The organism is Insolitispirillum peregrinum, from assembly GCF_900156605.1.
In the GTDB taxonomy this organism is placed as follows: Bacteria; Pseudomonadota; Alphaproteobacteria; order Rhodospirillales; family Rhodospirillaceae; genus Insolitispirillum; species Insolitispirillum peregrinum.
Window position 1 is genome coordinate 21,125 of the sequence record NZ_FTOA01000013.1, and the last position, 26,217, is coordinate 47,341.

Below are 26,217 nucleotides of genomic sequence, written 5' to 3' on the forward strand. Positions count from 1 at the left end.
ATGGCCTATTCAGCCCGACTGGGAACCGAACGCCATACCTTCGCCGACCTGAAAGCGGTGATGGCCTGCGCCTCGCCGCGCCGGTCGGGGGATGAACTGGCCGGGCTGGCAGCCAACAGTGATGAACGGCGGGTGGCCGCCCGCCGGGTGCTGGCCGACCTGCCGCTGCGCACCTTTCTTGACGATCTGCTGATCCCCTATGAACAGGACGAAGTCACCCGCCTGATCATTGACAGCCACGATGCCGCCGCCTTCGCCCCGGTGGCGGCGATGACCGTCGGCGAGTTCCGCAACTGGCTGCTGTCCTATGACGCCACCCCCGCCACCCTGCGTGCCCTCGCTCCCGGCCTGACGCCGGAAATGGTGGCGGCGGTTTCCAAGCTGATGCGCAATCAGGACCTGATTTCGGTGGCAGGCAAGTGTCAGGTGGTGACCGCCTTCCGCTCCACCCTCGGCCTGCCCGGACGGCTGGCTTCGCGCCTGCAACCCAACCACCCGACCGACGACCCGGCGGGCATCGCCGCCTCGACTCTCGATGGCTTGCTGTATGGCATCGGTGATGCGGTGATCGGCATCAACCCGGCCACCGACAGTGTTCCGGCCTGCACCACCTTGCTGGAAATGCTGGATGCGGTGCGCCAGCGGTTCGACATTCCAACCCAGTCGTGCGTGCTGACCCACGTCACCACCTCGTTGCGGGCGATGGAGCGCGGGGCGCCGCTGGATCTGGTGTTCCAGTCGGTGGCCGGATCGCAGGCCGCCAACAAGGGCTTTGGCATCGACCTCGCCCTGCTGGCCGAAGCCCACAGCGCCGCCCTTGACCTGAAGCGCGGCACCGTCGGCGACAACGTGATGTATTTTGAAACCGGTCAGGGCGCGGCCCTGTCGGCGGATGCCCATCACGATGTCGATCAGCAAACGATGGAAGTCCGCGCCTATGCCGTCGCCCGCGCCTTCCGGCCTCTGCTGGTCAACACGGTGGTCGGCTTCATCGGCCCGGAATACCTGTTCGACGCCAAGCAGATCATCCGCGCCGGTCTGGAAGACCACTTCTGCGGCAAGCTGCTGGGGCTGCCGATGGGGGTGGACGTCTGCTACACCAACCACGCCGAAGCCGATCAGGACGACATGGATGTCCTGATGAACCTGCTGACCGTCGCCGGGGTCAATTTCCTGATTGCCGTCCCCGGTGCCGATGACGTGATGCTGAACTACCAGAGTCTGGCCTTTCACGACATCGTCAGCCTGCGCCACCAGCACCACCGCCCGCCCGCCCCCGAGTTCGAAGCCTGGCTGCGCCGGATGGGGATGACCGATGCCGATGGCCGGGTGGTGCCGCTGTCGCCGTCGTCGGCACCGGTGCGCCGTCTGCTGGAGGGCTGAAGCCGATGACCCGTTCCCCCTTTTCCGCCAGCCCCAGCCGGAGTTCTGCCGTGGTCGATATCGACAGCCAGCGCGACCCCTTTGCCCGTCTGCGGCCTTCGACTCGCGCCCGTATCGGCCTTGGCCGTGCCGGTGATGGCCTGCCGACCGATGCCCTGCTCGATTTCCAGCTGGCCCACGCCCGCGCCCGCGATGCCGTCCATGCCGCCGTTGACTGGGACACCATCGCCACCGGCCTGCATCAGGGCGGCTGGGACCAAACCCCGCTGCGGGTGCAGTCGCGCGCCACCAACCGCCCGGATTATCTGCGCCGCCCCGACTGGGGTCGGCGGCTGGATGCGGCCAGTGTCGGCACGGCCCTGACCGCCCGCGATGACGAGACTCCCTATGATCTGGCCTTTGTGCTGGCCGATGGCCTGTCGGCAACGGCGGTGATGCAAAACGGCGTTGCCACCCTGCTGGCCTGCCGGGCGGCGCTGTCCGACTGGCGCATTGCGCCGCCGGTGTTTGCCACGCAGGCCCGCGTCGCTTTGGGCGACGAGGTCGGCCAGAGCCTGAACGCCCGCATGGTGGCGATCCTGATCGGCGAGCGCCCCGGCCTGTCGGTGGCCGAGAGTCTGGGCATTTACCTGACCTGGCACCCGCTGGTCGGGCGGCGCGATTCCGAGCGCAACTGTATTTCCAACATCCACCCGGACGGCCTGTCGGCCGACCATGCGGCCGCCTTGCTGGCCTGGCTGGCGCGGGAAGGCCAGCGGCTGGCGATGACCGGGGTGGATCTCAAGCCCGATGAACGGGCGCTGTTGGCCTCCCCGGGCGGCTCCCCTGCCGTGCCGGGGCCATCAGAACACCAGGCGCAATCATAAAAAAGCCGGCGCGCCGCCACGCGCCACCCCTGAGAGCTCCAAGAAGGCCTCTGGATTCAACCGGACAAGACAGGAGGCATCCGCCCATGTCCGAACAGACCAAACCCGAACTCAAGAAAAGCCTGAGCGGCCTCCATCTGTGGGGTATCGCGGTCGGGCTGGTGATCTCTGGCGAGTATTTCGGCTGGAGCTATGGCTGGGCGCAGGCGGGGACCCTGGGCTTTCTGGTGACCGCCCTGCTGATCGCCGCCATGTACACCACCTTCATCTTCAGCTTTACCGAACTGACCACCGCCATTCCCCATGCCGGTGGGCCGTTTGCCTACAGCCTGAAAGCCTTTGGCCCGGTTGGCGGCTTTGTGGCCGGTTTTGCCACCCTGATCGAATTCATCTTTGCCCCACCCGCCATCGCGCTGGCCATCGGCTCGTACCTGAACGTGCAGTTCCCGGCACTGGACCCGAAAATGGCCGCCGTCGGGGCCTATATCGTGTTCATGGGTCTGAACATCGTCGGCGTGACCATCGCCGCCACCTTTGAACTGTTCGTCACCGTACTGGCGATTGTCGAGCTGCTGGTGTTCATGGGCGTGGTTGCGCCGGGCTTTAGCTGGAGCAACTTTGCCACCGGTGGCTGGTCGGGGGAATCGACCTTCACCCTCGGCTCGGTCGGCGGCATTCTGGCAGCCATTCCGTTCGCCATCTGGTTCTTCCTCGCCATCGAAGGCGCGGCGATGGCCGCCGAAGAAACCAAGAACCCGAAAAAGACCGTCCCCATCGCCTATATCGCCGGCATCCTGACGCTGGTGTTTCTGGCCTTTGGCACCATGGTGTTTGCCGGTGGCGTTGGCGACTGGAAAGCACTGGCCAACATCAACGACCCGCTGCCGCAGGCGATGAAGGCCGTCGTCGGTGAAAACAGCAGCTGGCTGCACATGCTGGTGTGGATCGGCCTGTTCGGCCTGATCGCCTCGTTCCACGGCATCATCATGGGCTATTCACGCCAGTTGTTCGCTCTGGCCCGCGCTGGCTTCCTGCCGCCGGTGCTCGCCACCCTGCACCCGACCCGCAAGACCCCGCACTGGGCCATCCTGCTGGGCGGTGTGATCGGTATCGCCGCCATTTTCTCGGATGAACTGCTCAGCTTTGGCGGCCTCAGCCTGACCGCCAACATCGTCACCATGTCGGTGTTCGGTGCCATCGTGATGTACATCATGTCGATGGCTGCGCTGTTCAAGCTGCGCAAGGATGCCCCGGAGATGGACCGCCCCTACAAGGCGCCGTTCTATCCGTTCTTCCCTGCCCTGTCGCTGGTGCTGGCCATTCTGGCTCTGGGGACGATGGTTTATTACAACCTGCTGGTGTTCGGCCTGTTCCTGGTGCTGTTTGCCATCGGCTTTGGCATCTACTTTGCCACCGCCCACCTGCGTAGCGGCGACGTGCACGCTGCCAACCTTGAGCATGGCACGCTGGACATTGCCCAGGCCGAAGCCCGGACGCTGGTTGACTAAAGCGCGATTGCCTTCACATCATGCGCGTGCGCCGGAGTGCTCAGGCACTCCGGCGTTCTCTGTATTGCAGCGATCAGGGGTATCATCGCCATGAGCCAGTTTCCATCCGCCTCCCTGCTCTCCGCCGAAGCGGAAAGTTACCCGTATCACGACGCTTTTCGGGCCGGGATCGGCGATCATCTGCCCTCGTCGCAAATGCTGATCCGGGCCTTTTTCGCTTCGTTTCCGGGCTGGGCAGCGGCGTTGATGCGGCTGCGCAACGCGATGACCCGCCGCCTTGGCCTGAAGAGTGACAATCCACCCTTGTTCCTCACCACCCCGTTCGAGGTCGGGCAGGAGATCGGCGTGTTCCGCCTGCTGGCCATCACCCCCCACGAAGTGATCATTGGCCAGAATGACCGGCACCTTGATTTCCGCCTGTCGCTGCACGTGATCCCCTCGACAACGGGAACCGATCTGGAAGTCGGCTCGCTGGTCAAGCCGCATAACCGACTCGGCTGGAGCTATTTGATGCTGGTGCTGCCGTTTCACCTGCTGATTGCCGCAACGATGGTGCGGAGGATGGCCCGTTTTCTGCATGAAAACAGGGATGCCGACCGCGTGGTGATGCTTGATCAAAAGGATGGGTCTTTCTGATCCCCCCGAATGCCCCGTACACTTGCCCTTTGCCCCCGCAGGAGAACGCCGCATGTCCGTCTCCGTCCCTGAAACCAGCGCAGGCCGCAAGGTTCTGGCCTCTGCCGCGAATGGCTTTGCCTCTTTTCTCGGCACCATGGGGGGCGATTGTGCCTCGGTTTTGGGCCGGGCGGGGGTTGCCGAGCACGATATCAGCAATCCCAGACTGGCGCTCGACCTCGGGGCCTATTGCACGATGATGGAGCTGGCCGCGCAGGAGACCCGCCACGACAATTTCGGTCTGTGGTTCGGTCAGCAATTCCAGCCGGAAATGCTCGGCCTGATCGGCGAGGCCACCCTCAGCGCCCCGACTCTGGGGGCCGCACTGGAAACGCTGGCCGGGCTGTTTCCCTTTCACCAACAGGCCACCCACACCCGGCTGGGCCGCGACTGCGGGCTGTTGCGGCTGGAATACCGCATTCTCGATGGTCGCATCGTCCAGCGCCGACAGGATGCCGAACTGACCATGGGGATGTTCGTCAACGTTCTGCGGCGGGCGCTGGGCGCACAGTGGACCCCCGACGAAGTCCATTTCGAGCACGCCACCCCCGAAGCCCCGCAGGAACACGAGCGGGCCTTTGGAGCCCCGGCGCACTTTGGCCAGCCGTGCAATGCGCTGGTGTTCCGCGCCCCCGATCTGGAACGGCGGATGAAAGACGGCAACCTTGACCGCTGGAGCACCCTGCGCGCCGAGCTGGTCCGGCTGGCGGGCAGCAAGGGCGGGCCGTCGTTTCTGGACCGGGTGAAAGGCGAAATCCGCAGCCAGCTCAGCGAAGGCTATCCCCACATCGACGCCATCGCCGACGCGCTCGAAATCCCGCGCTGGACCCTGCAACGCCGCCTTGCCGACCACGGTGTGTCCTTTTCCGAAGCCGTCGAGCAAGTGCGGCAGGATCTGGCCCGGCTGTATCTGGCCCAGCGACATATTCCCCTGACCGACATCGCCATTCTGTTAGGCTATAGTGAACTCAGTGCCTTTTCCCGTGCGGTCAAACGCTGGAGCGGGGTTTCGCCCAAAAGCATGCGGGACGCGCTGGGGGTATAACGTCGCGCCTCTTTTCTGTTTACGGACTCTTTATGCCGCCGGACACGACACCGCTCCCTGCTCCCCAGAATTCCCAACCGTCAAAGCTGGTTGACCACCCCCTGTTTCAACGGGCCTCCGCTTTCTGGCGGTTTTGGCAAATCCTGCGGCATCCCTTGCGACCATCGCGTCGTCGACCCTTTCCGCTGCCTGTGGATAAAAACAGCTCTGTCTGCCTGACGGTGCTCAACACGCCCAACAGTCAGGGCAGCCTGCGGGCCGTTGCCCACCTCACCACCCATACCAGCCAACAGCCGCAGCCCTTCTGGACCCGCTGGCGTCCGGTCGGGGCAGAGGTTGATTTGCGACAAGGCGTGCTGGCAATTGATCAGCGCACGGCGGGCAAAGCAGCCTTCCTGTTCACGCTGGCCTTTCCCCGGCTGCGTGTTGGCATCGGAGAGCACACACTGGCCGCTCTGGCGCAGGGCACGCTGCACCCGCACCTTGAAGCGGCAACGTTTTCCGTTGATGCCGACGCCGAAGCGCTGCTGCAATGCCCGACCTTGCAAGACTCACTGCCCGAGACCTTGCGCACGCTACGAGCCTTATCCGCAACAGTCCACCGTGATGGCCTGAAGCTGTTTCTGCTAAACTCTGCCCCGGACATGCAGCTTGACCTGTGGCTAAGCCGCGTCAGCTACACCGGACCGGCCTCATTCCTGAACATGTCGCTGCATTTTATCGCCAGCCGCGTCCGCCATGCCCATCTGGTCGCCCGCACCGACGGCGAAACCGTCTTTTTGCGCGGTACCGCCGAGGTCGATGTGCCTGTTTCGGCATGGGTGCTGAAACAGGCCCTTCGCCTCAGCCGGTACTTGCAGGCGGTTGCATGGTTGCCCCCGCTGGACGTGCAGGCGACTCCGCAGGAAACCCTGCTGATCACCCTGCCGGAAACGGCAGTGCCGAAAGCAAGCCTGATCGCAGGACGCACAAAGCCACCTGCGCCTTACGCCTGACCGCTTTCCAGCAAGCCACGGAAGTAGGCAATGGTCCGCTTCAGGCCCTCTTCCAGCGGCACGGTCGGCTGCCAGTCGATGGTGCTCTTGGCATAGGAAATATCCGGACGGCGCTGCTTCGGGTCATCGGCCGGTAGCGGCATGTGGATAATCTGCGAGCGGGAGCCAGTCAGGCGAATCACTTGCTCGGCCAGTTCCAGCATTGAAAACTCGCCGGGATTGCCAAGGTTCATCGGACCGGTGATCCCGGCGGGGGTATCCATCAGGCGGATCAGCGCCTCGACCAGATCATCGACATAGCAGAACGAGCGGGTTTGCTGGCCATCGCCATAGATGGTGATGTCTTCGCCGCGCAGGGCCTGCATGATGAAGTTCGACACCACCCGGCCATCCTGCGGATGCATGCGCGGGCCATAGGTGTTGAAGATGCGTGCCACCTTGATTTCCACCCCGTGCTGGCGGTGGTAATCGAAAAACAGCGTTTCAGCGCAGCGCTTGCCTTCGTCATAGCAGGCACGCAGACCGATCGGATTGACGTTGCCCCAGTAGCTTTCGACCTGCGGATGAACCACCGGGTCGCCGTAGACTTCCGAAGTCGAGGCTTGCAGGATGCGGGCCTTGGTCCGCTTGGCCAGCCCCAGCATGTTGATCGCCCCGTGGACGCTGGTCTTGGTGGTCTGCACCGGGTCAAACTGGTAATGCACCGGGCTGGCCGGACAGGCGAGGTTGAAAATGCGGTCAACCTCGACGTACAGCGGAATGGTGACGTCGTGGCGCAGCATTTCAAAACGCGGGTTGATCAGCAGCGGACGGACATTGCTGCGGCTGCCGGTGAAAAAGTTATCCACACACAGCACGTCTTCGCCGCGTTCGATCAATCGTTCACACAGATGCGAGCCAATAAAACCGGCTCCGCCGGTGACCATCACCTGTTGTTCCGTCAGCACCATTGTCGCGCTCCGTCATGCCATGGGTTGCGGGCGTTCTGCCCCGGCGTCGGTCTGATCCTGAAAGAACCAGAAAAATGAAAGCCTTCGCCGCGCAGTCTAGCAACCGATCTGTTAAGGCTTGCCTTACAGCACCCCCATCCCCAAAAGAAAACGGCGCAGAGGACAAGCCTCTGCGCCGTTTCCAGCATTCTTCCGCCAACAGATCTTAGAGCAGCGTGCGTTTAATCGTACGCAGGCACGCTGCTCTAACCTTTTGTTCTGTCGCAGTGATGGCGCGCAAAACCGGAACCACTTTTGCGCTCACTGCTCTAGCCAGCGATATTGCCAACCGGCACCGCCCACGGAGCCAAAGCGTCTTCAAACGCCTTGATCTTGTCGGCCTTTTGCAGGGTCAGCCCGATATCGTCCAGACCGTTCAGCAGGCAATGCTTGCGGAACTGGTCAACGTCAAAGCTGATCGAACCGCCATCGGGGCCGGTGATCACCTGATTTTCCAGATCCACGGTCACCACCGCGTTGGAACCACGCTGGGCATCGTCCAGCAGCTTTTCCACATCAGCCGGCGGCAACTTGATCGGCAGGATGCCGTTCTTGAAGCAGTTGTTATAGAAAATGTCGGCAAAGCTGGGAGCGATCACGCAACGGATGCCAAAGTCCAGCAGCGCCCACGGCGCATGTTCACGCGACGAGCCGCAGCCGAAGTTTTCGCCCGCTACCAGAATCGACGCCTGACGATAGGCCGGCTTGTTCAGCATGAAGTCGGCAATTTCATTGCCGTCAGCGTCATAGCGCATTTCGTCGAACAGGTTCTTGCCCAGTCCGGTGCGCTTGATGGTCTTCAGGAACTGCTTGGGAATGATCATGTCGGTATCGACGTTGATCATCGGCAGCGGAGCAGCAACGCCAGTCAGTTTGGTGAATTTTTCCATCGGTCTTTATCCTTGGTGCACGGCATGACGGCCAGAGGTCGGCCCCGTCACGCCTTGCGCATTCCCGAGCAGGTGCAACCACCTGCGGCGATGTATGTGCTGAAGGAACAAGAGGCCCGGATGCTGGCCGCCACCGCGAGGCAGCGGCCAACACCCACAGCCTGAAACCGCCGAGGCCCGATCAGCCCTTGCGCAGGCGCGGCTTGCGCCACACCCACACCTGATCATAGGCCGACATGTCATCTTCGATATCGTCGGCGCTGAGGAACATCTCTTCGTCCTCGTCACACTCTTCGAACTCTTCGAACTCTTCGGGCATGCCGAACAGGTCTTCGAGATGGTACAGCGTCCCGTCGTCGTTGACCGCATGACACAGCGGTTCCAACAAATCGGCGGGCAGAACGATATCCGAGGCCAGATCCTGACCAGCAGTATGAGCCGGGTTAATCAACAGCAACACGGCAGCGGCACTCTGGGCCATCGAACGGTTTTCCTTGTTCACACCAAAACGTCAGGGGAGGCCAGACCAGCGTGCGGTGAATCTGACGCAGGCACGCTGGTCCAACCGTTTGGTTTGTCGCAGCGAGCGCAAAACCGGTTCCCGCTTTTGCGCTCACGGCTCCAGACGATCAGGCCATCAGCTTGCGGACGTCGGTCAGCTTGCCGGTGATGGCAGCCGCCGCGGCCATCGCCGGGCTGACCAGATGGGTACGACCACCACGGCCCTGACGACCTTCGAAGTTGCGGTTCGAGGTCGAGGCCGACCGCTGACCCGGGGTCAACTGGTCTGCATTCATCGCCAGACACATCGAGCAGCCCGGTTCACGCCATTCAAAACCGGCCTCGATGAAGACCTGATCCAGACCTTCTTCTTCCGCCTGTTCCTTGACCAGACCCGACCCCGGCACCACCAGCGCCTGCACGCCAGCAGCCACCTTGCGGCCCTTGGCGACGGCAGCGGCAGCCCGCAGGTCTTCGATGCGGCCATTGGTGCACGAACCGATGAACACCACGTCGATGGCAACCTCTTCCATCGGGGTGCCAGCGGTCAGACCCATGTATTCCAGCGACCGCTCGGTGGCCTTGGCCTTGGCAGCATCACGGGCATTGGCCGGGCTGGGAACCACACCGGAAATGCCGATGGTGTCTTCCGGGCTGGTGCCCCAGGTGACGGTCGGTTCGATGTCGGCCGCATTGATGACGATCACTTCATCAAAGTGCGCGCCTTCGTCGGTGTGCAGGGTCTTCCAGTAGGAAACGGCAGCTTCCCACGCGGCACCCTTCGGAGCCATCGGGCGGCCCTGACAGTAGGCAAAGGTCACTTCGTCCGGCGCGATCAGGCCAGCGCGGGCACCGGCTTCGATGGTCATGTTGCAGACCGTCATGCGGCCTTCCATCGACAGCTTGCGCACAGCTTCACCGGCGTACTCGATCACGTAACCGGTGCCGCCAGCAGTGCCCAGCACGCCGCAAATGTGCAGCACCAGATCCTTGGCGGTCACGCCAACGCCCAGTTCGCCATCAACGCGCACCAGCATGTTCTTGGCCGGAGCCTGCACCAGCGTCTGGGTGGCCAGAACGTGTTCGACTTCCGAGGTGCCGATGCCAAAGGCCAGCGAGCCAAAGGCGCCATGGGTGGCAGTGTGGCTGTCGCCGCACACGATGGTCATGCCCGGCAGGGTAAAGCCCTGTTCCGGGCCGACGATGTGCACCACGCCCTGACGGATGTCGTCCATCGCAAAGTACGGCACGCCGAACGCCTTGGTGTTGCGTTCCAGTGCTTCGACCTGAATGCGGCTTTCTTCGTTGGCAATGCCCTTGGAGCGATCTGTCGTCGGCACGTTATGGTCGGCAACGGCCAGGGTGCGCTCGGGGTGGGCAACCTTGCGGCCAGACATCGCCAGACCTTCAAAGGCCTGCGGGCTGGTCACTTCGTGGACCATGTGGCGGTCGATGTAAATCAGGCAGGTGCCATCATCCTGCACGTCCACCAGATGGCTATCCCAGATCTTATCGAACAGGGTACGGGCTTTGGCCATGTGCCGAACTCTCCCTTTCAAGGGTCAGGGCGAACGGGTAGCGGTTATTGCGACTTAGTTTCGACTAAATCCAGACTACCCTTTATTCGCAACACGACGCACCGCTGGTCATAGCCCTCGGTGCGTCCAGACAGGTCACAAATGCAAAACAGCGGGTCAGGCAGCCAAAGGGCGGCGGATCAGTATCGACCACGCCGCCCCCTCGCTCGGAACCTTATTCGCCAGCAGCGGCAGCAGCAGCAGCGGCGCGGGCCTTGATGTTCGCTGCGGTATCTTCGACGATACGGGCAGCGCGACCACGACGACCACGCAGGTAGTACAGCTTCGCACGACGGACCTTACCGCGACGCACCAGCTCGATGCGCTCGACGTTCGGGGAGTACAGCGGGAACACGCGTTCCACACCTTCGCCGAACGAGATCTTGCGGACGGTGAACGAGCTGTTCAGACCGGCGTTCTTGCGGGCGATCACCACGCCTTCATAGGCCTGCAGACGCTCACGCTGGCCTTCGACCACCTTCACCTGCACGCGGACGGTATCGCCCGGGGTGAACACGGGGATCTGCTTGTTGGCGGTCAGGGCGGCAATCTGCTCTTGTTCGAGCTGCTGAATAATGTTCATCTTGACTTAACCCTTGTTGAAGTCGTTTTTTTTGAGGGCGGCGTAGCCTGACCAAAGGTCAGGGCGCCTTTGCCGGGTGATCTCCTCGGCCTGCTGCCGTCGCCATGCGGCGACTTTGGCATGATGTCCCGAAAGCAGAACTTCCGGGACCACGCGACCCTGCCAGTCGGCTGGGCGCGTATACAGCGGGTACTCAAGCAAGCCCCGCTCGAAACTTTCATCTTCACCCGACTCGCTGTTACCCATCACACCGGGCAGCAAGCGGATGACCGCATCCAGCAGCACCAACGTTGCCATCTCGCCCCCGGACAGGATGAAGTCGCCAATGCTGACTTCCTCGATATCCCAGGCATCCAGCACGCGCTGATCAACGCCCTCATAGCGTCCACACAGCAGCGTCAACTCTGGCTCGGCGGCATAGCGACGCACCATGGCCTGATCCAGCACTTTCCCGCGCGGGGTAAGGTAAATCAGAGGCCCACGGCGCGGCCAGACCGCATCAATGGCAGCGTCAACAACATCGGGGCGCATGACCATGCCAGCGCCACCCCCGAAGGGGCTGTCATCAACGGTGCGGTGTTTATCGCGCGCAAAGGTACGGATGTCCACTGTTTCCAGCGACCATTTGCCCTCTGACAACGCTTTTCCTGCCAGCGATGTTCCCAGTGGACCGGGAAAGGTCTCGGGGAACAGGGTCAGGATATTGATTTTCAGCGGAGCAGGCGCGGGGGCATCGCCCCCCTCAACCGCAGAGGACGTGCCCTGATCCGACTCGGGCGTGTCGGTCATCAGTGCCAATCCTCGTCCGGCCACTCCTCTTTCCCGGCGTCGACGGGCTCGGGGGCAGCAGCATCGTCGCGGGCAACCGACTCGCGGCGCGGGCCACCCTTGGGGGCCGAACGTTTGCGGGCACCAGTTGCCCCCGGCATCACCGGACCTTCCAGCGCACCGGGCAACGGCTCAACCACCACTTCCCCGGCCTTCAGGTCGATCACCGGCACGGCAACGCGGGTGAACGGGATCACCGCCACGCCACCGGTCAGGCCGTGCAGTTCCATCACGTCGCCAGCGCCAAAATCATACAGCGCCGACACCCGACCCACCACCGTCCCGTCCGGGAAGCGGGCGGTCAGGCCGATCAGGTCTGAATGATAAAATTCGTCATCCTCAAGGGCAGGCAGCAGGGCGCGATCCAGATACAGGCGCAGACCCTTCAGCTTTTCCGCCCCGGTGCGGTCGGTCACACCACGGATGGTGCAAATGATCACCCCCTTGGCACGCCCGGCCACAAAGACCTCGTAACGGGTCTTTCCGGCCTCGTCCTGCAACGGGCCGTAGGCATCGAGCAGCTCCGGCTCCTCGGTGAAGCTCTTGATTCGCACCTGACCACGGATGCCGTGGGCGCCAACAATGACGCCCACGCATACGCGGTCCTGATCCCCGTTCGGCGGTTCCCCGTGTGCGGGGGATGCGGACAGACTGTCAACCATGGAACCGGAGCTCACGATTATTCAGCAGACGCGGCTTCGGCTTCGGCAGCAGCGGCTTCGGCGGCAGCCTTGGCGCGCTCGGCAGCTTCACGCAGACGCTCCTGGGCCTTGGCGCGCGGCTGGTTCTTCTTGGTCTGCGCCGGAATGGCCGGAGCAGCCATCAGGCCGGCGTTGGCCAGCAGCTTGGCAACGCGATCGCTCGGCTGGGCGCCAACGCCCAGCCAGTACTGGACGCGTTCGCCCTTCAGCACCAGACGCAGGTCGTTGTCATTGCCCAGCAGCGGGTTGTAGGTGCCCAGCTTTTCCACAAAGCGGCCATCGCGCGGCGAACGGGCATCGGCAACAACAACGCGGTAGAACGGACGCTTCTTGGCGCCGCCACGGGCAAGACGGATACGGAGGGACATGTGTTTTTCCTTAGGTCTTCGAGAGTATTTTGAACGGTGTTTGCCTGTACACCCCAATGGCGCACCAGGCGGGAGGATCTGCCATCAAGCGGTGGTCCCTGACGGGAGTTTACCGCTGCTTCGGCCCCCTTTTCCCCAGGGCCTTCAGCACATCCGGCGGCAAGCCACCCGGAAGGCCAGGCCGCCCCAGGGACGGCATACCGGGCGGCAGACCGCCACCCTTTTGCAACATCGAAAGATCGGGCATGCCACCGGCACCCAGCTCTTCCGGCGACGGCATGCCGCCACCGAACAGCTTGCCCAGCCCGCCAAGCAGGCCTTTTTTGCCGCCCATCTTTTTCATCTGCTTCATCACGTCAGCCATCTGCTGATGTTGCTTCAGCAGCTTGTTGACGGCAGCCACATCGACCCCGGCCCCGGCGGCAATGCGCCGCTTGCGGCTGGCCTTGATCAGGTCGGGATTCTGTCGTTCCTTTTTGGTCATCGACAGAATGATCGCTTCCTGACGGCCAATGACCTTGTCGTCAATGTTGGCTTCGGAAATCTGCTTTTTCATCTTGGCAATGCCGGGCATCATCCCCAGCAGACCCTTGATGTCCCCCATCCGCTTGATCTGCTGGAACTGCGACAGCATGTCTTCCAGATCAAAGCGCCCCTCCAGCATCTTCGCCGCCATTTTCTCGGCGTCTTCCTGCTGGATGTGCTGGGCGGCCTTTTCGACCAGACTGACCACGTCGCCCATGCCGAGGATGCGGCCAGCGATACGGTCGGGGTGGAAGCTTTCCAGGGCGTCAAGCTTTTCGCCCACCCCCAGCAACTTGATCGGGCGACCGGTGACCGCACGCATCGACAGGGCGGCACCACCACGGGCGTCACCATCGATACGGGTCAGCACAATGCCGGTGATCCCGATCTTTTCGTTGAATTCGCGCGCCAGCGTCACCGCGTCCTGACCGATCATCGCATCGGTCACCAGCAGGGTTTCCGACGGGGTAACCACGTCACGGACGGCGGCCACTTCGGCCATCAGTTCCTGATCAATGTGCAGACGGCCAGCGGTGTCGAGGATCACCACGTCATAGCCGCCCTTGCGGCCTTCGTCCATCGCCCGGCGGGCAATGTCGACCGGCATCTGGCCAGCAATGATCGGCAGGCTGTCCACACCCAGCTGTTGCCCCAGCACCGCCAGCTGGTGCTGGGCTGCCGGACGGTAAACGTCGAGCGAGGCCAGCAGCACTTTCTTGCGGTCGCGGGTGGTCAGCAGGCGGGCAATCTTGCCCGAGGTGGTGGTCTTGCCCGACCCCTGCAGACCGACCATCAGGATCGGCGCGGGCGGCACCACTGCCAGATTGAGGGCGCTTTCCTGATCGTCACCGCCCAGCATTTCCACCAGGGCATCATGGACGATCTTGACCACCATCTGGCCCGGCGTCACCGACTTGATGACATCCTGACCAATGGCGCGCTCCTTGACCTTGGCAACAAAGTCCTTCACCACCGGCAACGCCACGTCGGCTTCCAGCAGGGCAATGCGGATTTCGCGCATGGCCTCGCTGACGTCAGCCTCGCTCAGCGCGCCACGGCGCGTGAGTTTGTCAAAGACCGACGACAGCCGGGATGAAAGACCATCAAACATACGCAAACCTTATTGCAGCCTGCCCGGGTATCGGGCGGAGAATCCTGTCAGGATCGGGAACGCTGTCGTCCATACCACCATTTCATCGCTTCGCCAAGCAAAACAACAGAACAGCGGACAAACGAATATCGCGCCAGTGCGCGTATCTTCGCGGACTGGCGGACCCCCCGGGCATCCAGTATCCCGAGGCGACGCATCCCGGCCCTGTGCCGGTGACGGGGCTTATACCCGCATTCCGGCCCGGAGTCCAGCCATTCACCATTGCTGCCCCTGATCCCGCCACCAATCCCGTACTGGCCGAGCGCCTTCTCTTGCATTTGCCCCCCCGACCACGCCATACATAAAGGAATTCCAGCGGAGGCCCATGCCGATGAGAGCAGCCCACGCCTACCGGGTTCTGTCCCCGGTCGCATCCGAAGACCCGGCCCTGACCCCGGAGGGCTGCCGCCGCGCCGCCCGCTGTCGGGCCTGCACCGTTCGCCAGAACGCCCTGTTCGTCAACCTGACCTACGACGAACTGGATGCCATCGCCTGGAAAGTCCCCGAAGAAACCATCCCCGCCGGAGAAACCCTCTATCGCAGCGGCGACCAGCCGGGGACGATTTTCATTCTGCGCTCGGGCCTGATCAAGCTGGAGACCTATCTCAGCGATGGCTCGTACCGCATCGTCCGACTGGCCCGCCGGTCGGATTTGCTGGGGCTGGAGCGTCTGCTCGACAGCCCGTGCGACCATACCGCCATTGCGCTGGCCGACACCGAGGTTTGCAAGGTTCCCCTCGAGGTGGTGCGGCAGGTGATGGCGCATCAGCCGTGGCTGTCCACCCAGATGATTCGCCACTGGCATCAGGCGCTGCAACAGGCCGATGGCTGGCTGGCGCAGTATTCGCTGGGGGCCGGACGCCAGCGGGTGGCCCGTTTTCTGGTCGATCTGCACGACCTGAGCGGGGACGATCAAGGCCGGATCACCATCCCGTCCCGCGACGATGTCGGCGCCATTCTGGGCATCACCAAGGAAACCGCCAGCCGCCTGATCGCCGATTTCCACCGCACCGGCCTGCTGACCAAAATCGACCAGCAGCGGGCGACCATTCAGCGTGCTCCGCTGGCCGGGATCGCAGAGGGCGAATAGCAAGTCCCGGACAATGACGGTCTGGAGCATTGTGCGAAAAGTGGAAACCGGTTTTCGCAAAAACAATGCGGCAATACAAAAGGTCAGACCAGCGTGCCTGCGTCATATTTAACGCACGCTGGTCTGACGCGACCCTTGCCGCGTTACGCCAGAACCGTTCCGGCAGGCAGCGACCAGCCGCGCAGCAAGGCTTCGGCCTCCAGCGGGGCCTTGCCCGACCGTTGCAGGCGCAGCAGGCGCACAGCCCCGCCATCACCACAGGCGATCAGCAACCGCTCGTCCACCAGCGTCCCGGCAGCAGCGGTGCTGTGCCCGGCGACCTGTTCGGCCAGCAGGATCTTGACCCGCTCGCCATTCACCTCGCACCACGCGCCGGGGAAGGGTGACAGGCCGTTGATGTGGCGGGCAACGTCACTGGCCGGGCGCGACCAGTCAATATGGGCTTCGGCCTTGTCGATCTTGGCGGCGTAGGTCACCCCCTCAGCCGGTTGCGGGGTGGCGGTCAGCCGTCCGGCGGCCAGACCGTCCAGGGCCTCGACCACCATCCGCGCCCCCATTTCGGCCAGCTGGTCGTGCAGGCTGGCAGCGGTGGTGGTGGGGGTGATCGGCAGGCTTTCCCGCGTCAGCATCGGACCGGTATCCAGCCCGGCTTCCATCTGCATGATGGTAATGCCGCTTTCGGCATCCCCGGCCATGATCGCCCGCTGGATCGGGGCCGCCCCGCGCCAGCGCGGCAGCAACGACCCGTGAATGTTGATGCAGCCCAGACGCGGTGCATCCAGAATCGCCTGTGGCAGAATCAAGCCATAGGCCGCCACCACCGCAATATCGGCCTGCAAGGCGGCAAAGTCCTGTTGCGCTTCGACGGTCCGCAGACTGGTGGGGGTGCGGACCTCCAGCCCCAGCGCTTCGGCGCGGGCCTGCACCGGCGACGGGCGCTCTTTTTGTCCCCGCCCGGCCGGGCGGGGCGGCTGGCTGTACACCGCCACCACCTGATGCCCTGCCGATACCACCGCATCCAGCGCACAGGCGGCAAAGTCGGGTGTCCCCATGAAAACAACGCGCATCAGTCTGCCCCCTTCCCTGACGGTCGTCCCTTACGCCGAACGCGGCTTGGGGGCTTTTTCTTCGTAGTCCCCGTTCTTTTTGCCCTTGGTCAGCTTGCGCAGGATCATGTTGCGCTTCAGCGACGACAGGTGATCAACGAACAGCGTGCCGTTCAGGTGATCAATCTCGTGCTGCAGCACCACCGCCAGCAAACCATCGGCGTCGAGTTCCTTGCTGGTGCCGGTTTCGTCCAGATAGCGCACCCGCACCCGCGCCGGACGCACCACGTCATCGTAATGGTCCGGCACCGACAGGCAGCCTTCTTCATAGCTGCTGAGGTCATCGGATGCCCAGATGACCTCCGGGTTGACCAGCTTGAGCGGAGCCGGCGGCTCGTTGCGATCTGCCGCATCCACCACAATCACGCGCCGGGTAACCCCAATCTGCGGTGCCGCCAGACCAACGCCCGGGGCGGCATACATGGTTTCCAGCATGTCGTCGAGCAGGGTCCGCACCTCGGCATCGACGGTTTCAACGGGGGTTGCCTTGACCTTCAGGCGCGGGTCGGGAGCAACGATGATCGGCAACAGGGCCATCGGAGGAACCTTTATCGAAAAATAGAAGACTGTTTTGCTGAGATAAGCGGATCACCAGCAAAGGTCAAGCAACCGGTGGCACCGCATGGAACGACAGGAAGGTCACCTTGGCCTTGCCATAGCGGCGTTCGTCCAGCACCTCAAAACCGGCAGGCGGTTCAAGGTCGGTGGCAAAGTGCTGTTCACACACCACCACCGCCCCATCGGCCAGCCAGCCCCGCCGGGCCAGCGCGTCCAGCGTCGGAACCAGCACCCCGGCCTCGTAAGGCGGATCAAGGAACACCAGCTCGCCCGCCGAGCCCCTGCCCGCCAGCGGTGGCGTGGTGGCATCGCCAAACACCAGCGTCGTCCGTCGTTCGACCTTCAGCGCCGCAATGTTGGCCTTCAGGGCCGCCACCGCCGGGCCGCCACGCTCGAAAAACACCACATGGGCGGCTCCGCGCGACAGGGCTTCCAGTCCCAGCGCCCCGGTTCCGGCGAACACGTCCAGCACCCGCACACCATCAAGGCTGCCAAAGTGGTTGTGCATCAGCACATTAAACACGCTCTCGCGCGCCCGGTCCGAGGTAGGGCGCACGCTGTCACGGCCTTCGGGGGCCACCAGCGGCTTGCCCCGAAAGTCTCCGCCAACAATCCGCATGATCAACGATCTCCCTTACGCGGGCCACGGGGGCCAGAACCACCGGCCGGACGCGACCCGGACGGCCGCGATCCCGAGGGACGACCTCCCTGCGGACGGTTGCCGTCGCGACGGTCACCGTGTGGACGACCGGCACCATAGGGGCGATCCCCCCGCGGACGGTCACCCTCCTGACGGTCACCCTGCGGGCGACCAGCACCATAGGGACGATCCCCCCGCGGGCGGTCCCCATCACGGCGCTCACCCTGCGGACGACCGGCACCATGGGGACGATCTCCCCGCGGACGATCCCCTTCCTGACGGTCACCCTGCGGGCGACCAGCACCATAGGGACGATCACCCCGCGGGCGGTCCCCATCACGGCGCTCACCCTGCGGACGACCGGCACCATGGGGACGATCTCCCCGCGGACGATCCCCTTCCTGACGGTCACCCTGCGGGCGACCAGCACCATAGGGACGATCACCCCGCGGGCGGTCCCCATCACGGCCTTCACCCTGCGGACGACCGGCACCATGGGGACGATCTCCCCGCGGACGATCCCCTTCCTGACGGTCACCCTGCGGGCGACCAGCACCATAGGGACGATCACCCCGCGGGCGGTCTCCGTCCCGGCGGTCACCCTGTGGGCGACCCGCGCCATAGGGACGATCCCCCCGCGGACGATCACCCTCCTGACGGTCACCTTGCGGACGACCGGCACCATAGGGACGGTCTCCCCGCGGACGGTCTCCGTCCCGGCGGTCCCCTTGCGGGCGACCCGCGCCATAGGGGCGATCACCCTGCGGACGATCACCATCACGACGGTTGCCCTGCAGGCGATTGGCACCCTGCGGCCCCTGCGGCTCGTCATCCTGCCGCTGGAATTTCTTGTAGCCCGGACGCACCGGCTTCGGCTTGGCCTTGGCCCACTTCGAGCTGTCGATCTTGTCCATTCGCAGGGCGGGCGGAACGGCCTCGCCCATACCGGCCAGCGCTTCGCGCAGCACCTTGAACGGGACTTCCTCGACCTGGCCTTTTTGCAGACGGCCAATGACAAACGGACCATAGGCAACGCGAATCAGACGGTTCACCGTATAGCCCAGATGTTCCATCACCCGGCGGATTTCGCGGTTCTTGCCTTCGTGTAGTGTCACCTGCAGCCAGGCATTCATCCCTTGCTGCCGTTCAAAGGTCACCTGAATCGGGCCGTACTGAATCCCGTCCACCTCGACGCCATCGGCCAGCGTCGCCAGCTTGTCCATGTCCACCCGGCCATGCATGCGCACCCGGTAGCGACGCGGCCAACCGGTTGACGGGTGTTCGAGCATCCCGGCCAGCGAGCCGTCGTTGGTCAGCAACAACAGGCCTTCGGAATTGAGGTCAAGACGCCCGACGCTGACCACATGCGGCAGGTCACGCGGCAGAACGGCAAACACCGTCGTCCGGCCCTGCGGGTCCTTGTGGGTGGTCACCAGACCGGCGGGCTTGTGATAGCGCCAGACGCGGGTTTCCTGCGCCGCCCGCAACGCCTCGCCATCCACCGCCACCACGTCGGACGGCAGCACGTTGACTGCCGGCGAAACCAGCACCCGGCCATTGACCGACACCCGCCGGTCGGCAATCATTTTTTCCGCATCGCGCCGCGATCCAAGCCCGGCGCGGGCCAGCACTTTGGCGATTCGCTCCCCCGTTGCGTCGGTCACGGTTTCGTCGTCGTCAAGATGCTCGGTTTCGTCGTTCATTTGGCCCCACAGGCTTGTAAAAAGGCGTCAAAGATTTTGGTATCAGCGGCGCTGATATGGTACTCCGGGTGCCATTGCACCCCCAGACAAAAGGCCGCATCAGGCTGTTCGATCGCTTCGATCACCCCGTCAGGGGCACGGGCAGACACCAGTACCCCCGGACCGACCGCCGCCGCCGCCTGATGATGGGCGGAATTGACCGGGAACGAGTCCTCGCCGGTGATCCGGTGCAGCAGGCTGTCGGCCAGCACCTCGACCATATGCCCCGGCTCGGTGCGCGGATTGGGCTGTTCGTGGGCCAGCGGCTGGCTGATCTCGTCGGGGATGTGCTGAATCAGCGTCCCGCCCAGAATCACGTTCAACAGTTGCTGACCGCCACAAATGCCCAGCACGGGCCGGTCCAGCTGCAACATCCGGCGGGTGATGCCGATCTCAAAGGCCGTGCGGCCTTCCTTCAGCACCACCGTTTCGTGGCGGCTGGATGCCCCGAACAGCGCCGGGTCAACATCAAACGCCCCACCGGGGACCAACAGACCATCCAGACCGGCAACGTAATCGTCGATCAGCTCGGGATGGTGCGGCAGCAGCACAGGCAGTCCGCCTGCCGCCACCACCGACTCGATATAGTTTTTCCGCAGGGCGTACCAGGGAAATTTGGAATAGCCACCCCCCTCTTCACTGTCGAGGGGAATACCGATAACTGGTCGTTTCATGATGCCTGTCGTCTGTTCAGCAGGTGGAACCATGGCAACGGTCCCTGAGCCCGGCGAAAAAGTGCCCCAAGATGGACGCAGCCCGAGATTAGCACAAGAGCAGAGTCATGCGGCAGCATCCGTTCGCAAGCCACAGGCAGCCAGAGTATAACACGAGTCTCTGTTCCAGACAGGATATCCCGATGCCTCCCTCCGCTCAGCCGCCCTCCCTGCTGGTTCCTGCCTTTCCCGCCATGGCGCTGGCCCTGCAGGAAGCGCAGGCCGCCGCCACACGCGGCGAAGTCCCGGTCGGGGCAGTGGTGGTGCGCGCACAGGATGGCGAGGTGCTGGCCGCCAGTGGCAACCGGGTCGAAGAACTGGGCGACCCCACCGCCCATGCCGAACTGCTGGCCCTGCGCACCGCCGCCGCCCGCACCGGACAGAGCCGACTCGGGGACTGTGATCTGTATGTCACCCTCGAACCCTGCGCCCTGTGTGCCACCGCCATCAGCTTTTTCCGCATTCGGCGGCTGTATTTTGGCGCCTATGACCCCAAAGGCGGCGGCGTTGACCATGGGCCGCGTCTGTATCACCAGCCGACCATCCACCACCAACCCGATGTTTATGGCGGGATTGCGGAAACGCAATGCAGGGATTTGCTGAAAGCGTTCTTTAGAGAAATACGATATAAAGATTCCACCCCTTCCCCCTCCGGGACCGGCTGACCCGACAGCGTGCAGGCCGGTCCCGCATTCGAACGAGCAGGAGACCGCCATGCACAAGGACTGGATCACCATTGCCGACACCCTCAGCGCTGGCATGAAACCGCTGCGCGGTGGCATCGGCGATACCATGCAGGCGTTCAGCGCCCTAGCCGCCGCCGCCACCAAAGGCGGTGCGCTGGATGCCAAGACCAAGGAACTGCTGGCCGTTGCCATTTCGATTGCCGCCCGCTGTGACGGCTGCATCGCCTTTCACACCAAAGCCGCCCTGCGGCTGGGCGTCACCCGCGAAGAACTGATGGAAACCGTTGGAATCGCCCTTTATATGGGGGGCGGCCCGTCGTTGATCTATGGCACTCAGTGCCTGGAAGCGTATGATCAGTGGGTCGCCGAGCAAAGCGCTGGATCAGCGGCAGAGTAACCACATTTCACCCACGACTCCGGGAGGGCAGGCATGGCATCGGAATTTCAGGCCATTGGTCAATGGGCCACACCGCTGTTAACCGCAGCACTGCTTGCCTTTCCGCTGGCGGTCAGCCCGATGGCAACGACTCCGGCCCATGCCGCTGAAAAGGCATCCAAGCCCCGCAGCAAGGTCGAGGAAGTCCCCGGAGATTACATCCAGCTGGAAACCCTGTGGGTGCCAGTGGTCAACCGTGCGGGCAACAATGGCTATATGGGGCTGGTGGTCCGCCTGTGGCCGGGCGATACCACCCGCTATGAAGGCTGTATCGCGGCTCCCCATGCTGCCGATGCCCTGATGGTGGATTTCAACAAATCCCCCCTGCAGCCTGACGTCTATTACGACGACACAAAGCTGTTGCAGCGGGTCACCAGCGTGGTCAACCAGAAAGTCGCCGACAAGACCTATAAAAAAATCGAGGTGATCCGGGATTTCGTCTCCCCGGATGACCAGTCGGGAATGCTGACCCTGACCTGCCGGTAAGACGTGAAGAAAACGGAACGACCGTGATGGCTGAAACACAAAGGGCACCCCGGCATAACCCGGGGTGCCCTTCATCATCCGCAGACGACAGAGAAACGGAGAGAACAGTGTCTCAGGAAGTGTAGGTGACAGCCTGGCGCATCGCGCGCAGTTCGCCAAAGATGCCGGAAATGTTGATGTTGTCGAACGCCTGCACGCTGCTGCGGAAAGCCGTGGCGTGGGCACGAGCCTGACGGGCCAGAGCAACGCAGTCAGCCTGCATGGTCTGGGTACCGGAGAAGCCTTGGGCGGAGTGCTGCATCTTGGTCATGGCGGTTGTCCCCTTGTGTCTGCGGTTCGTCGGGCGGTGCGCCCTTTCGATCCGTCTCTCTGAACACAGGATGACTCTTGTGCGTTGCAATCGAATGTCGCTCAGATTTCAAAATGTTTCAGAACGTAAAAAAAGTCTTAAAAAAAGCCGGAACACGGCGGGGTGCCATCGGGAAGAGGATAGCCTGTTCCCCGCAAGCCCCCTCCCTTACGGAGCATCGCAAACCTGACCCCGACTGATAGCACGCATGGTCTGCAGGCCCTTCATGATCTTGTCCATATCGATCTGTTCAAAGGCCCGAACGCTTTCGCGAAAGGCCCGCGCATGAGCCAGAGCTTCCCGGGCCAGAGCAACACACGTCGCCGGGGACACATCCCCCTGGCTCTGATGGGAAGCAGAAAAATCAGTGCGGGAGGAGATGTGGGTCATGATGGCTTCTCTCTAACTCGGGACATGTCCGATTGATTTCCGGCGTCCCATTTGTCGTTAAAGGAACATTAACCCACATTTTTTTCATACACATGTCGCCAACATTTCAAAACATTTCACACGAAACAATCACGCCACCAACCCATTGAATATGAAAATAAAAGAGGGGATTCTCTTTTTGAAAATCCCCTCTTGCACGAACATTTTATCCGTCTATCAGCGAATGAATGGCTGTCCCTCGGCCAGTTCAAAGGGATCAAAGGCCCCCAGCAACGGTGCAGGCTCCATCCACCAGCCCGGACTTTCCAGCCGCAAGGCCCGCGCCGCCGCCCGGCATTCATACTCGGTGGTGAACAGACCCCAGCAGGTTGCCCCACTGCCCGACATGCGCGATAGCAGGCACCCCGGCAAGGCTGCCATGGTGGCCAGCACCCGCCCGATCTCCGGCACCAGAGAAATGGCTGCCGCCGTCAGGTCATTGCGCCGTACGGCCAGCGCCGAGGCCAGCGCCGCCGCATCCCGCGGCGCCTCGGACAGCGGCATGTCCTTGCCAAAATCACCGCTACGCGCCTTGAACACCTGCGGAGTCGACAGCGGTACCCCCGGATTGACCAGCAACAGCCACGCCGCTGGCAGCGGCGGCGGCTCGCGCAGGATTTCACCGACGCCACTCATTTCTGTCGGGCGACCGCGCAGGCACACCGGCACATCCGCGCCCAGACCCCCGGCCAGTTGTAGCAGGCGGTCAGTTGGCAGACGCACATCCCACAGCCGCATCAACCCATGCAGGGCGGCAGCGGCATCGGTACTGCCGCCGCCGATTCCGGCGGCCACCGGCAACATCTTGTGCAGGGTGATCCGGGCCCCTTTGCGTGACCCGGTGGCGGCGGCCAACGCCCATGCCGCCCGCAGGACGATATTGTCATCAGTGGGAACACCGGCCAGTGCCGAGGCATTCGGCCCCACCACCTCCAGACTCAGGCGGTCAGCCGGTTCCAGAATCACCCGGTCGAACAGCCCGGCAAACACCACCAGGCTGTGCAACAGGTGATAGCCATCATCGCGGCGTCCGGTGACATGCAGGGTCAGGTTGACTTTGGCCGGGGCGGCCACCCGCACCGTTCCATCCACAAAGGTGGCGCTTGAACCGCCCTTGTCCTGCTGCGTTGCGCCCGAAGCCGGGCGTGTCAAGGTCTGCTCCATCTGCTGGCCCTCCATCCCCCACTGCCTGACAGGCAGGGTCCTCATTCACCTCCCGACAGGCGATCCGTTACAACCCCTTGTCGAGCTTTTCGCGCAGGGTCTTTTCCTGCTCCGGTTCCGGCTCCAGACCCAGGGCCCGCTGCCACTGGAAACGCGCCTCGTTGGTCCGGCCCACCCGCCAGTAGGCATCCCCCAGATGGTCGTTGATCGTCGGGTCCGCCGGGGTAAACTCGATCGCCCGCTCCAGTTCCTCGACCGCGCGCGCATAATCGCCGGTCAGGAAGTAAGCCCAGCCCAGACTGTCGATGATGTAACCATCGGTTGGACGCTGCTCGACGGCCTTTTCGATCAGGGCCTTGCCCTGTTCGACATTGATGCCGCGATCAATCCAGGAATAGCCCAGATAGTTCAGCACCTGCGGCTGGTTCGGATTCAGCTCCAGCGATGTCTTCAGCGACGCCTCGGCCTTGTCCCACTGCTTGCTGCGTTCCTGGGTGATCCCGATGGAATAATGCAGCGACCACAGTCGGTTGTCGGTGCTCGACAGCAGGCCCAGCGCCTTTTGGTACAGCTTTTCCGCCTCACCCCACTTTTCCTGCCGCCGCAGCAGGTCGCCCTGCGCCATCAGCGGTTCAGGCTGTTGCGGATAGGCCTTGACCAGATCGGCCAGCACCTTGCCGGCGGCATCAACCTTTTTGTCGCGTTCCAGCGTGGTGGCCAGCCGCAGGCGGATCACCAGATACAGCGGGCTGGACGACGGCACTTTCTGATAGGCCGCCGCCGCTTCGGGGAAGCGTTCCAGCTCGTCCAGAATGTCGCCAACCATCATCCCGGCGAATGGAAAGCCGGGATGGAGGGCTTCGGACAGGCGACAGAACACCAGCGCACTGTCATAGGCGCTGTTTTGCAGCAACGACGATGCCGTGCCGTACAGGGCTTCGGCCATCCCCTCTTCAGCCGAGGTCACCAGCCGGGCTGGTTTGGCTTTTGTGTCGGGGAACAGCGATTTTGCCAGCAACGAATTCGGGTTTTGCCGCAGATAACGGTCCTTCAGCGCCACCAGATCATCGCTGCGTCCCTGCCGGGCGAGGAAGTTCAACGCCATTTGCACCGGCCGCAGCGACAGCATTTCGGTGCCGTCCAGCGTCGCCTGATAGTGCGCCCATGCCTGCTCGTCGCGCCCGGCGAGATCGGCAATCATCGCCGAATGGAAATGATACAGTTGTTGCAACTCGCGGCGCTTGTTCATCGGCTCAAGGGCCGCCTGCGCCTCGTCCCATTTCTTTTGCCCGGCCAGCGCCCACGCCCGCATCATCGGCACCACCACGCCGTTGATGCCCTGCTCTTCGGCACCATCCAGACGATGATAGGCGCGGTCATAGTCTTTTTTCAGGCTGTCGCCAGCGGCCAGCACCAGCGGCGCAATGCCGTTGTCGCCTGCCAGTTCGACCACCCGTTCGGCCAGCGCCACCGCCGGTTTGATCTGGCCTTCGGCCAGCAGATAGAAATAGGCCCGCCGGGCCAGGCCGACGTTGGTCGGATCGGCTTCGAGCGCGGCAAAGTAATAGGCTGCCGCTGCTGCGGTATCGGACTGGTTCTGCGCCACGCTGGCCGCCAGATATTTGCCAAAGCCGAACGAGCCACTCCGCCGCAGGGCTTCAGGAGCCGGGGCCGGAGCAGCCCCGGCTGTCGGGGCCTCGGCCTGCTGAACGGCGGATGCGCCACCAGCCGCGATGGTTTCCCCCCCACAGGCGGCGGGCAACACAGACAGCAACAGCGCGCACGCCGTCGTAAGGTGCAACCGGGACCGGTTCATCAGGCCGGAGCGTACAGTACCAGAGTTCACGATGCTGCTATCCGTTTACAGTTTGATCAACAAGGCTAATCCCTTTCGGGACAGACAGCCAGAGACTTAAACGTCCGGACTCTATTCTGGCGGTCGCTTTCCTCCGGCCCTGCTGATGTCAGGTGCGAGGGCCAAAAGCGCAAGAGAGACCGGTTTCTGCCGGGTCCTGTTGCCAGAACCCGGCAGGACACCCTTACATATTGGGGTAGTTCGGCCCCTCGCCGCCTTGCGGTACCACCCAGTTGATGTTCTGGGTCGGGTCCTTGATGTCACAGGTCTTGCAGTGGATGCAATTCTGGGAATTGATCTGCAACCGCTTTGGCCCGTCGGGGTCGTTCTGTTCCACGCTGACGTATTCGTAAACACCCGCCGGGCAGAACCGCTGCTC

General features: G+C 63.2%; 30 protein-coding genes. 11 read left to right on the forward strand and 19 right to left on the reverse strand.

Going from position 1 to position 26,217, the window contains the following annotated elements; translation table 11 throughout:
* From BW995_RS19605 to BW995_RS19630, 6 genes are all read left to right on the forward strand, one after another.
* Window positions 1-1,383 carry an ethanolamine ammonia-lyase subunit EutB gene (locus BW995_RS19605; RefSeq protein ID WP_076402132.1) on the forward strand — a complete coding sequence of 461 codons (1,383 nt, stop codon included), beginning with the start codon at window positions 1-3 and terminating at the stop codon, window positions 1,381-1,383.
* Window positions 1,384-1,388: 5 nt separating this feature from the next.
* Window positions 1,389-2,249, forward strand: a complete 861-nt coding sequence (eutC, locus tag BW995_RS19610; protein ID WP_084195021.1) for an ethanolamine ammonia-lyase subunit EutC — start codon at window positions 1,389-1,391, stop codon at window positions 2,247-2,249.
* 86 nt (window positions 2,250-2,335) lie between these two features.
* A complete protein-coding gene (eat, locus tag BW995_RS19615; RefSeq protein ID WP_076402133.1) occupies window positions 2,336-3,757 on the forward strand; it encodes an ethanolamine permease in 1,422 nt (473 codons plus the stop codon).
* A 90-nt stretch (window positions 3,758-3,847) separates the two neighbouring features.
* Window positions 3,848-4,393, forward strand: coding sequence for a DUF2867 domain-containing protein (locus tag BW995_RS19620; RefSeq protein WP_076402134.1), 546 nt, complete (start codon window positions 3,848-3,850; stop codon window positions 4,391-4,393).
* 52 nt (window positions 4,394-4,445) lie between these two features.
* Window positions 4,446-5,477 (forward strand): AraC-like transcriptional regulator QhpR, encoded by a 1,032-nt coding sequence (gene qhpR, locus BW995_RS19625; protein ID WP_076402135.1) that lies wholly within the window; start codon window positions 4,446-4,448, stop codon window positions 5,475-5,477.
* Window positions 5,478-5,698: 221 nt separating this feature from the next.
* Entirely contained in the window at window positions 5,699-6,472 is a 774-nt protein-coding gene (locus BW995_RS19630) for a hypothetical protein (RefSeq protein WP_076402136.1), read from the forward strand.
* On the opposite strand, the gene BW995_RS19635 is transcribed toward BW995_RS19630, so the two are convergent.
* Entirely contained in the window at window positions 6,463-7,422 is a 960-nt protein-coding gene (locus BW995_RS19635; protein WP_076402137.1) for a UDP-glucuronic acid decarboxylase family protein, read from the reverse strand. The genes BW995_RS19630 and BW995_RS19635 overlap by 10 nt on opposite strands.
* A 308-nt stretch (window positions 7,423-7,730) precedes the next feature.
* Window positions 7,731-8,351: a 3-isopropylmalate dehydratase small subunit gene (leuD, locus tag BW995_RS19640; RefSeq protein WP_076402138.1), complete on the reverse strand. Its 621-nt coding sequence runs from the start codon at window positions 8,349-8,351 to the stop codon at window positions 7,731-7,733.
* A 24-nt stretch (window positions 8,352-8,375) separates the two neighbouring features.
* Here leuD and BW995_RS20915 point away from each other — a divergent pair, with 24 nt between their 5' ends.
* On the forward strand, window positions 8,376-8,516 hold the full coding sequence (locus BW995_RS20915) for a hypothetical protein (protein ID WP_175617137.1): 141 nt from the start codon (window positions 8,376-8,378) through the stop codon (window positions 8,514-8,516).
* A gap of 16 nt (window positions 8,517-8,532) precedes the next feature.
* Here BW995_RS20915 and BW995_RS19645 read toward each other — a convergent pair whose 3' ends face one another.
* The 7 genes from BW995_RS19645 to ffh all read right to left on the reverse strand — a co-directional run bounded on the left by BW995_RS19645 (window position 8,533) and on the right by ffh (window position 14,545).
* Complete coding sequence (locus BW995_RS19645) at window positions 8,533-8,832, reverse strand: hypothetical protein (RefSeq protein ID WP_076402139.1); 300 nt, start codon at window positions 8,830-8,832, stop codon at window positions 8,533-8,535.
* A gap of 148 nt (window positions 8,833-8,980) precedes the next feature.
* Window positions 8,981-10,390 carry a 3-isopropylmalate dehydratase large subunit gene (gene leuC, locus BW995_RS19650; protein WP_076402140.1) on the reverse strand — a complete coding sequence of 470 codons (1,410 nt, stop codon included), beginning with the start codon at window positions 10,388-10,390 and terminating at the stop codon, window positions 8,981-8,983.
* A gap of 214 nt (window positions 10,391-10,604) precedes the next feature.
* Window positions 10,605-11,012, reverse strand: a complete 408-nt coding sequence (rplS, locus tag BW995_RS19655) for a 50S ribosomal protein L19 (RefSeq protein ID WP_076402141.1) — start codon at window positions 11,010-11,012, stop codon at window positions 10,605-10,607.
* A gap of 6 nt (window positions 11,013-11,018) precedes the next feature.
* Window positions 11,019-11,801 (reverse strand): tRNA (guanosine(37)-N1)-methyltransferase TrmD, encoded by a 783-nt coding sequence (trmD, locus tag BW995_RS19660; RefSeq protein ID WP_084195022.1) that lies wholly within the window; start codon window positions 11,799-11,801, stop codon window positions 11,019-11,021.
* Complete coding sequence (gene rimM / locus BW995_RS19665) at window positions 11,801-12,502, reverse strand: ribosome maturation factor RimM (protein ID WP_076402142.1); 702 nt, start codon at window positions 12,500-12,502, stop codon at window positions 11,801-11,803. Before rimM ends, trmD begins: the two co-directional genes overlap by 1 nt.
* Window positions 12,503-12,519: 17 nt before the next feature.
* Window positions 12,520-12,909 (reverse strand): 30S ribosomal protein S16, encoded by a 390-nt coding sequence (gene rpsP / locus BW995_RS19670; protein WP_076402143.1) that lies wholly within the window; start codon window positions 12,907-12,909, stop codon window positions 12,520-12,522.
* Between the two features lie 109 nt (window positions 12,910-13,018).
* On the reverse strand, window positions 13,019-14,545 hold the full coding sequence (ffh, locus tag BW995_RS19675) for a signal recognition particle protein (protein ID WP_076402144.1): 1,527 nt from the start codon (window positions 14,543-14,545) through the stop codon (window positions 13,019-13,021).
* Between the two features lie 370 nt (window positions 14,546-14,915).
* Here ffh and BW995_RS19680 point away from each other — a divergent pair, with 370 nt between their 5' ends.
* A complete protein-coding gene (locus tag BW995_RS19680; RefSeq protein WP_084195025.1) occupies window positions 14,916-15,674 on the forward strand; it encodes a Crp/Fnr family transcriptional regulator in 759 nt (252 codons plus the stop codon).
* A gap of 143 nt (window positions 15,675-15,817) precedes the next feature.
* Here BW995_RS19680 and fmt read toward each other — a convergent pair whose 3' ends face one another.
* The 5 genes from fmt to BW995_RS19705 all read right to left on the reverse strand — a co-directional run bounded on the left by fmt (window position 15,818) and on the right by BW995_RS19705 (window position 20,394).
* Entirely contained in the window at window positions 15,818-16,741 is a 924-nt protein-coding gene (gene fmt, locus BW995_RS19685; protein ID WP_076402145.1) for a methionyl-tRNA formyltransferase, read from the reverse strand.
* A gap of 30 nt (window positions 16,742-16,771) precedes the next feature.
* The gene (def, locus tag BW995_RS19690; protein ID WP_076402146.1) at window positions 16,772-17,317 is read right to left on the reverse strand and encodes a peptide deformylase; all 546 of its coding nucleotides are present in this window, start codon (window positions 17,315-17,317) and stop codon (window positions 16,772-16,774) included.
* A gap of 64 nt (window positions 17,318-17,381) precedes the next feature.
* Complete coding sequence (rsmD, locus tag BW995_RS19695) at window positions 17,382-17,957, reverse strand: 16S rRNA (guanine(966)-N(2))-methyltransferase RsmD (RefSeq protein WP_076402147.1); 576 nt, start codon at window positions 17,955-17,957, stop codon at window positions 17,382-17,384.
* Window positions 17,958-17,959: 2 nt separating this feature from the next.
* Window positions 17,960-19,681, reverse strand: coding sequence for a pseudouridine synthase (locus BW995_RS21295; protein ID WP_076402148.1), 1,722 nt, complete (start codon window positions 19,679-19,681; stop codon window positions 17,960-17,962).
* Complete coding sequence (locus BW995_RS19705; RefSeq protein ID WP_076402157.1) at window positions 19,678-20,394, reverse strand: gamma-glutamyl-gamma-aminobutyrate hydrolase family protein; 717 nt, start codon at window positions 20,392-20,394, stop codon at window positions 19,678-19,680. The genes BW995_RS21295 and BW995_RS19705 overlap by 4 nt, the downstream gene beginning before the upstream one ends.
* A gap of 182 nt (window positions 20,395-20,576) precedes the next feature.
* Here BW995_RS19705 and BW995_RS19710 point away from each other — a divergent pair, with 182 nt between their 5' ends.
* Genes BW995_RS19710 through BW995_RS19720 form a run of 3 tightly spaced genes read left to right on the forward strand, consistent with a single transcriptional unit; the run spans window position 20,577 to window position 22,041 of the window.
* On the forward strand, window positions 20,577-21,098 hold the full coding sequence (locus BW995_RS19710; RefSeq protein ID WP_456152108.1) for a nucleoside deaminase: 522 nt from the start codon (window positions 20,577-20,579) through the stop codon (window positions 21,096-21,098).
* A 49-nt stretch (window positions 21,099-21,147) separates the two neighbouring features.
* Window positions 21,148-21,516: a carboxymuconolactone decarboxylase family protein gene (locus BW995_RS19715; RefSeq protein WP_076402149.1), complete on the forward strand. Its 369-nt coding sequence runs from the start codon at window positions 21,148-21,150 to the stop codon at window positions 21,514-21,516.
* 33 nt (window positions 21,517-21,549) lie between these two features.
* Complete coding sequence (locus BW995_RS19720; protein WP_076402150.1) at window positions 21,550-22,041, forward strand: hypothetical protein; 492 nt, start codon at window positions 21,550-21,552, stop codon at window positions 22,039-22,041.
* A 112-nt stretch (window positions 22,042-22,153) separates the two neighbouring features.
* Here the strand turns inward: BW995_RS19720 and BW995_RS19725 are convergent, their stop codons facing one another.
* The 5 genes from BW995_RS19725 to BW995_RS19745 form a co-directional block, all read right to left on the reverse strand.
* The gene (locus BW995_RS19725) at window positions 22,154-22,351 is read right to left on the reverse strand and encodes a hypothetical protein (protein ID WP_076402151.1); all 198 of its coding nucleotides are present in this window, start codon (window positions 22,349-22,351) and stop codon (window positions 22,154-22,156) included.
* Between the two features lie 207 nt (window positions 22,352-22,558).
* Window positions 22,559-22,780 carry a hypothetical protein gene (locus tag BW995_RS19730; RefSeq protein ID WP_076402152.1) on the reverse strand — a complete coding sequence of 74 codons (222 nt, stop codon included), beginning with the start codon at window positions 22,778-22,780 and terminating at the stop codon, window positions 22,559-22,561.
* A 216-nt stretch (window positions 22,781-22,996) separates the two neighbouring features.
* Window positions 22,997-24,028: a 4-(cytidine 5'-diphospho)-2-C-methyl-D-erythritol kinase gene (locus tag BW995_RS19735; RefSeq protein ID WP_245821552.1), complete on the reverse strand. Its 1,032-nt coding sequence runs from the start codon at window positions 24,026-24,028 to the stop codon at window positions 22,997-22,999.
* Between the two features lie 22 nt (window positions 24,029-24,050).
* Window positions 24,051-25,829: a tetratricopeptide repeat protein gene (locus BW995_RS19740; RefSeq protein WP_139333017.1), complete on the reverse strand. Its 1,779-nt coding sequence runs from the start codon at window positions 25,827-25,829 to the stop codon at window positions 24,051-24,053.
* 193 nt (window positions 25,830-26,022) lie between these two features.
* The coding region (locus tag BW995_RS19745) for a 4Fe-4S dicluster domain-containing protein (protein WP_175616971.1) at window positions 26,023-26,217 on the reverse strand (195 nt) is incomplete at its 5' end.

Bases quoted from the DNA above. Each gene is read 5' to 3' on its own strand.
- BW995_RS19605 (WP_076402132.1), top strand. From the start codon at position 1: ATGGCCTATTCAGCCCGACTGGGAACCGAACGCCATACCTTCGCCGAC.
- eutC (WP_084195021.1), top strand. From the start codon at position 1,389: ATGACCCGTTCCCCCTTTTCCGCCAGCCCCAGCCGGAGTTCTGCCGTG.
- eat (WP_076402133.1), top strand. From the start codon at position 2,336: ATGTCCGAACAGACCAAACCCGAACTCAAGAAAAGCCTGAGCGGCCTC.
- BW995_RS19620 (WP_076402134.1), top strand. From the start codon at position 3,848: ATGAGCCAGTTTCCATCCGCCTCCCTGCTCTCCGCCGAAGCGGAAAGT.
- qhpR (WP_076402135.1), top strand. From the start codon at position 4,446: ATGTCCGTCTCCGTCCCTGAAACCAGCGCAGGCCGCAAGGTTCTGGCC.
- BW995_RS19635 (WP_076402137.1), bottom strand. From the start codon at position 7,422: ATGGTGCTGACGGAACAACAGGTGATGGTCACCGGCGGAGCCGGTTTT.
- leuD (WP_076402138.1), bottom strand. From the start codon at position 8,351: ATGGAAAAATTCACCAAACTGACTGGCGTTGCTGCTCCGCTGCCGATG.
- BW995_RS20915 (WP_175617137.1), top strand. From the start codon at position 8,376: ATGACGGCCAGAGGTCGGCCCCGTCACGCCTTGCGCATTCCCGAGCAG.
- BW995_RS19645 (WP_076402139.1), bottom strand. From the start codon at position 8,832: ATGGCCCAGAGTGCCGCTGCCGTGTTGCTGTTGATTAACCCGGCTCAT.
- leuC (WP_076402140.1), bottom strand. From the start codon at position 10,390: ATGGCCAAAGCCCGTACCCTGTTCGATAAGATCTGGGATAGCCATCTG.
- rplS (WP_076402141.1), bottom strand. From the start codon at position 11,012: ATGAACATTATTCAGCAGCTCGAACAAGAGCAGATTGCCGCCCTGACC.
- trmD (WP_084195022.1), bottom strand. From the start codon at position 11,801: ATGACCGACACGCCCGAGTCGGATCAGGGCACGTCCTCTGCGGTTGAG.
- rimM (WP_076402142.1), bottom strand. From the start codon at position 12,502: ATGGTTGACAGTCTGTCCGCATCCCCCGCACACGGGGAACCGCCGAAC.
- rpsP (WP_076402143.1), bottom strand. From the start codon at position 12,909: ATGTCCCTCCGTATCCGTCTTGCCCGTGGCGGCGCCAAGAAGCGTCCG.
- ffh (WP_076402144.1), bottom strand. From the start codon at position 14,545: ATGTTTGATGGTCTTTCATCCCGGCTGTCGTCGGTCTTTGACAAACTC.
- BW995_RS19680 (WP_084195025.1), top strand. From the start codon at position 14,916: ATGAGAGCAGCCCACGCCTACCGGGTTCTGTCCCCGGTCGCATCCGAA.
- fmt (WP_076402145.1), bottom strand. From the start codon at position 16,741: ATGCGCGTTGTTTTCATGGGGACACCCGACTTTGCCGCCTGTGCGCTG.
- def (WP_076402146.1), bottom strand. From the start codon at position 17,317: ATGGCCCTGTTGCCGATCATCGTTGCTCCCGACCCGCGCCTGAAGGTC.
- rsmD (WP_076402147.1), bottom strand. From the start codon at position 17,957: ATGCGGATTGTTGGCGGAGACTTTCGGGGCAAGCCGCTGGTGGCCCCC.
- BW995_RS21295 (WP_076402148.1), bottom strand. From the start codon at position 19,681: ATGAACGACGAAACCGAGCATCTTGACGACGACGAAACCGTGACCGAC.
- BW995_RS19705 (WP_076402157.1), bottom strand. From the start codon at position 20,394: ATGAAACGACCAGTTATCGGTATTCCCCTCGACAGTGAAGAGGGGGGT.
- BW995_RS19710 (WP_456152108.1), top strand. From the start codon at position 20,577: ATGCCTCCCTCCGCTCAGCCGCCCTCCCTGCTGGTTCCTGCCTTTCCC.
- BW995_RS19715 (WP_076402149.1), top strand. From the start codon at position 21,148: ATGCACAAGGACTGGATCACCATTGCCGACACCCTCAGCGCTGGCATG.
- BW995_RS19720 (WP_076402150.1), top strand. From the start codon at position 21,550: ATGGCATCGGAATTTCAGGCCATTGGTCAATGGGCCACACCGCTGTTA.
- BW995_RS19725 (WP_076402151.1), bottom strand. From the start codon at position 22,351: ATGACCAAGATGCAGCACTCCGCCCAAGGCTTCTCCGGTACCCAGACC.
- BW995_RS19730 (WP_076402152.1), bottom strand. From the start codon at position 22,780: ATGACCCACATCTCCTCCCGCACTGATTTTTCTGCTTCCCATCAGAGC.
- BW995_RS19735 (WP_245821552.1), bottom strand. From the start codon at position 24,028: ATGAGGACCCTGCCTGTCAGGCAGTGGGGGATGGAGGGCCAGCAGATG.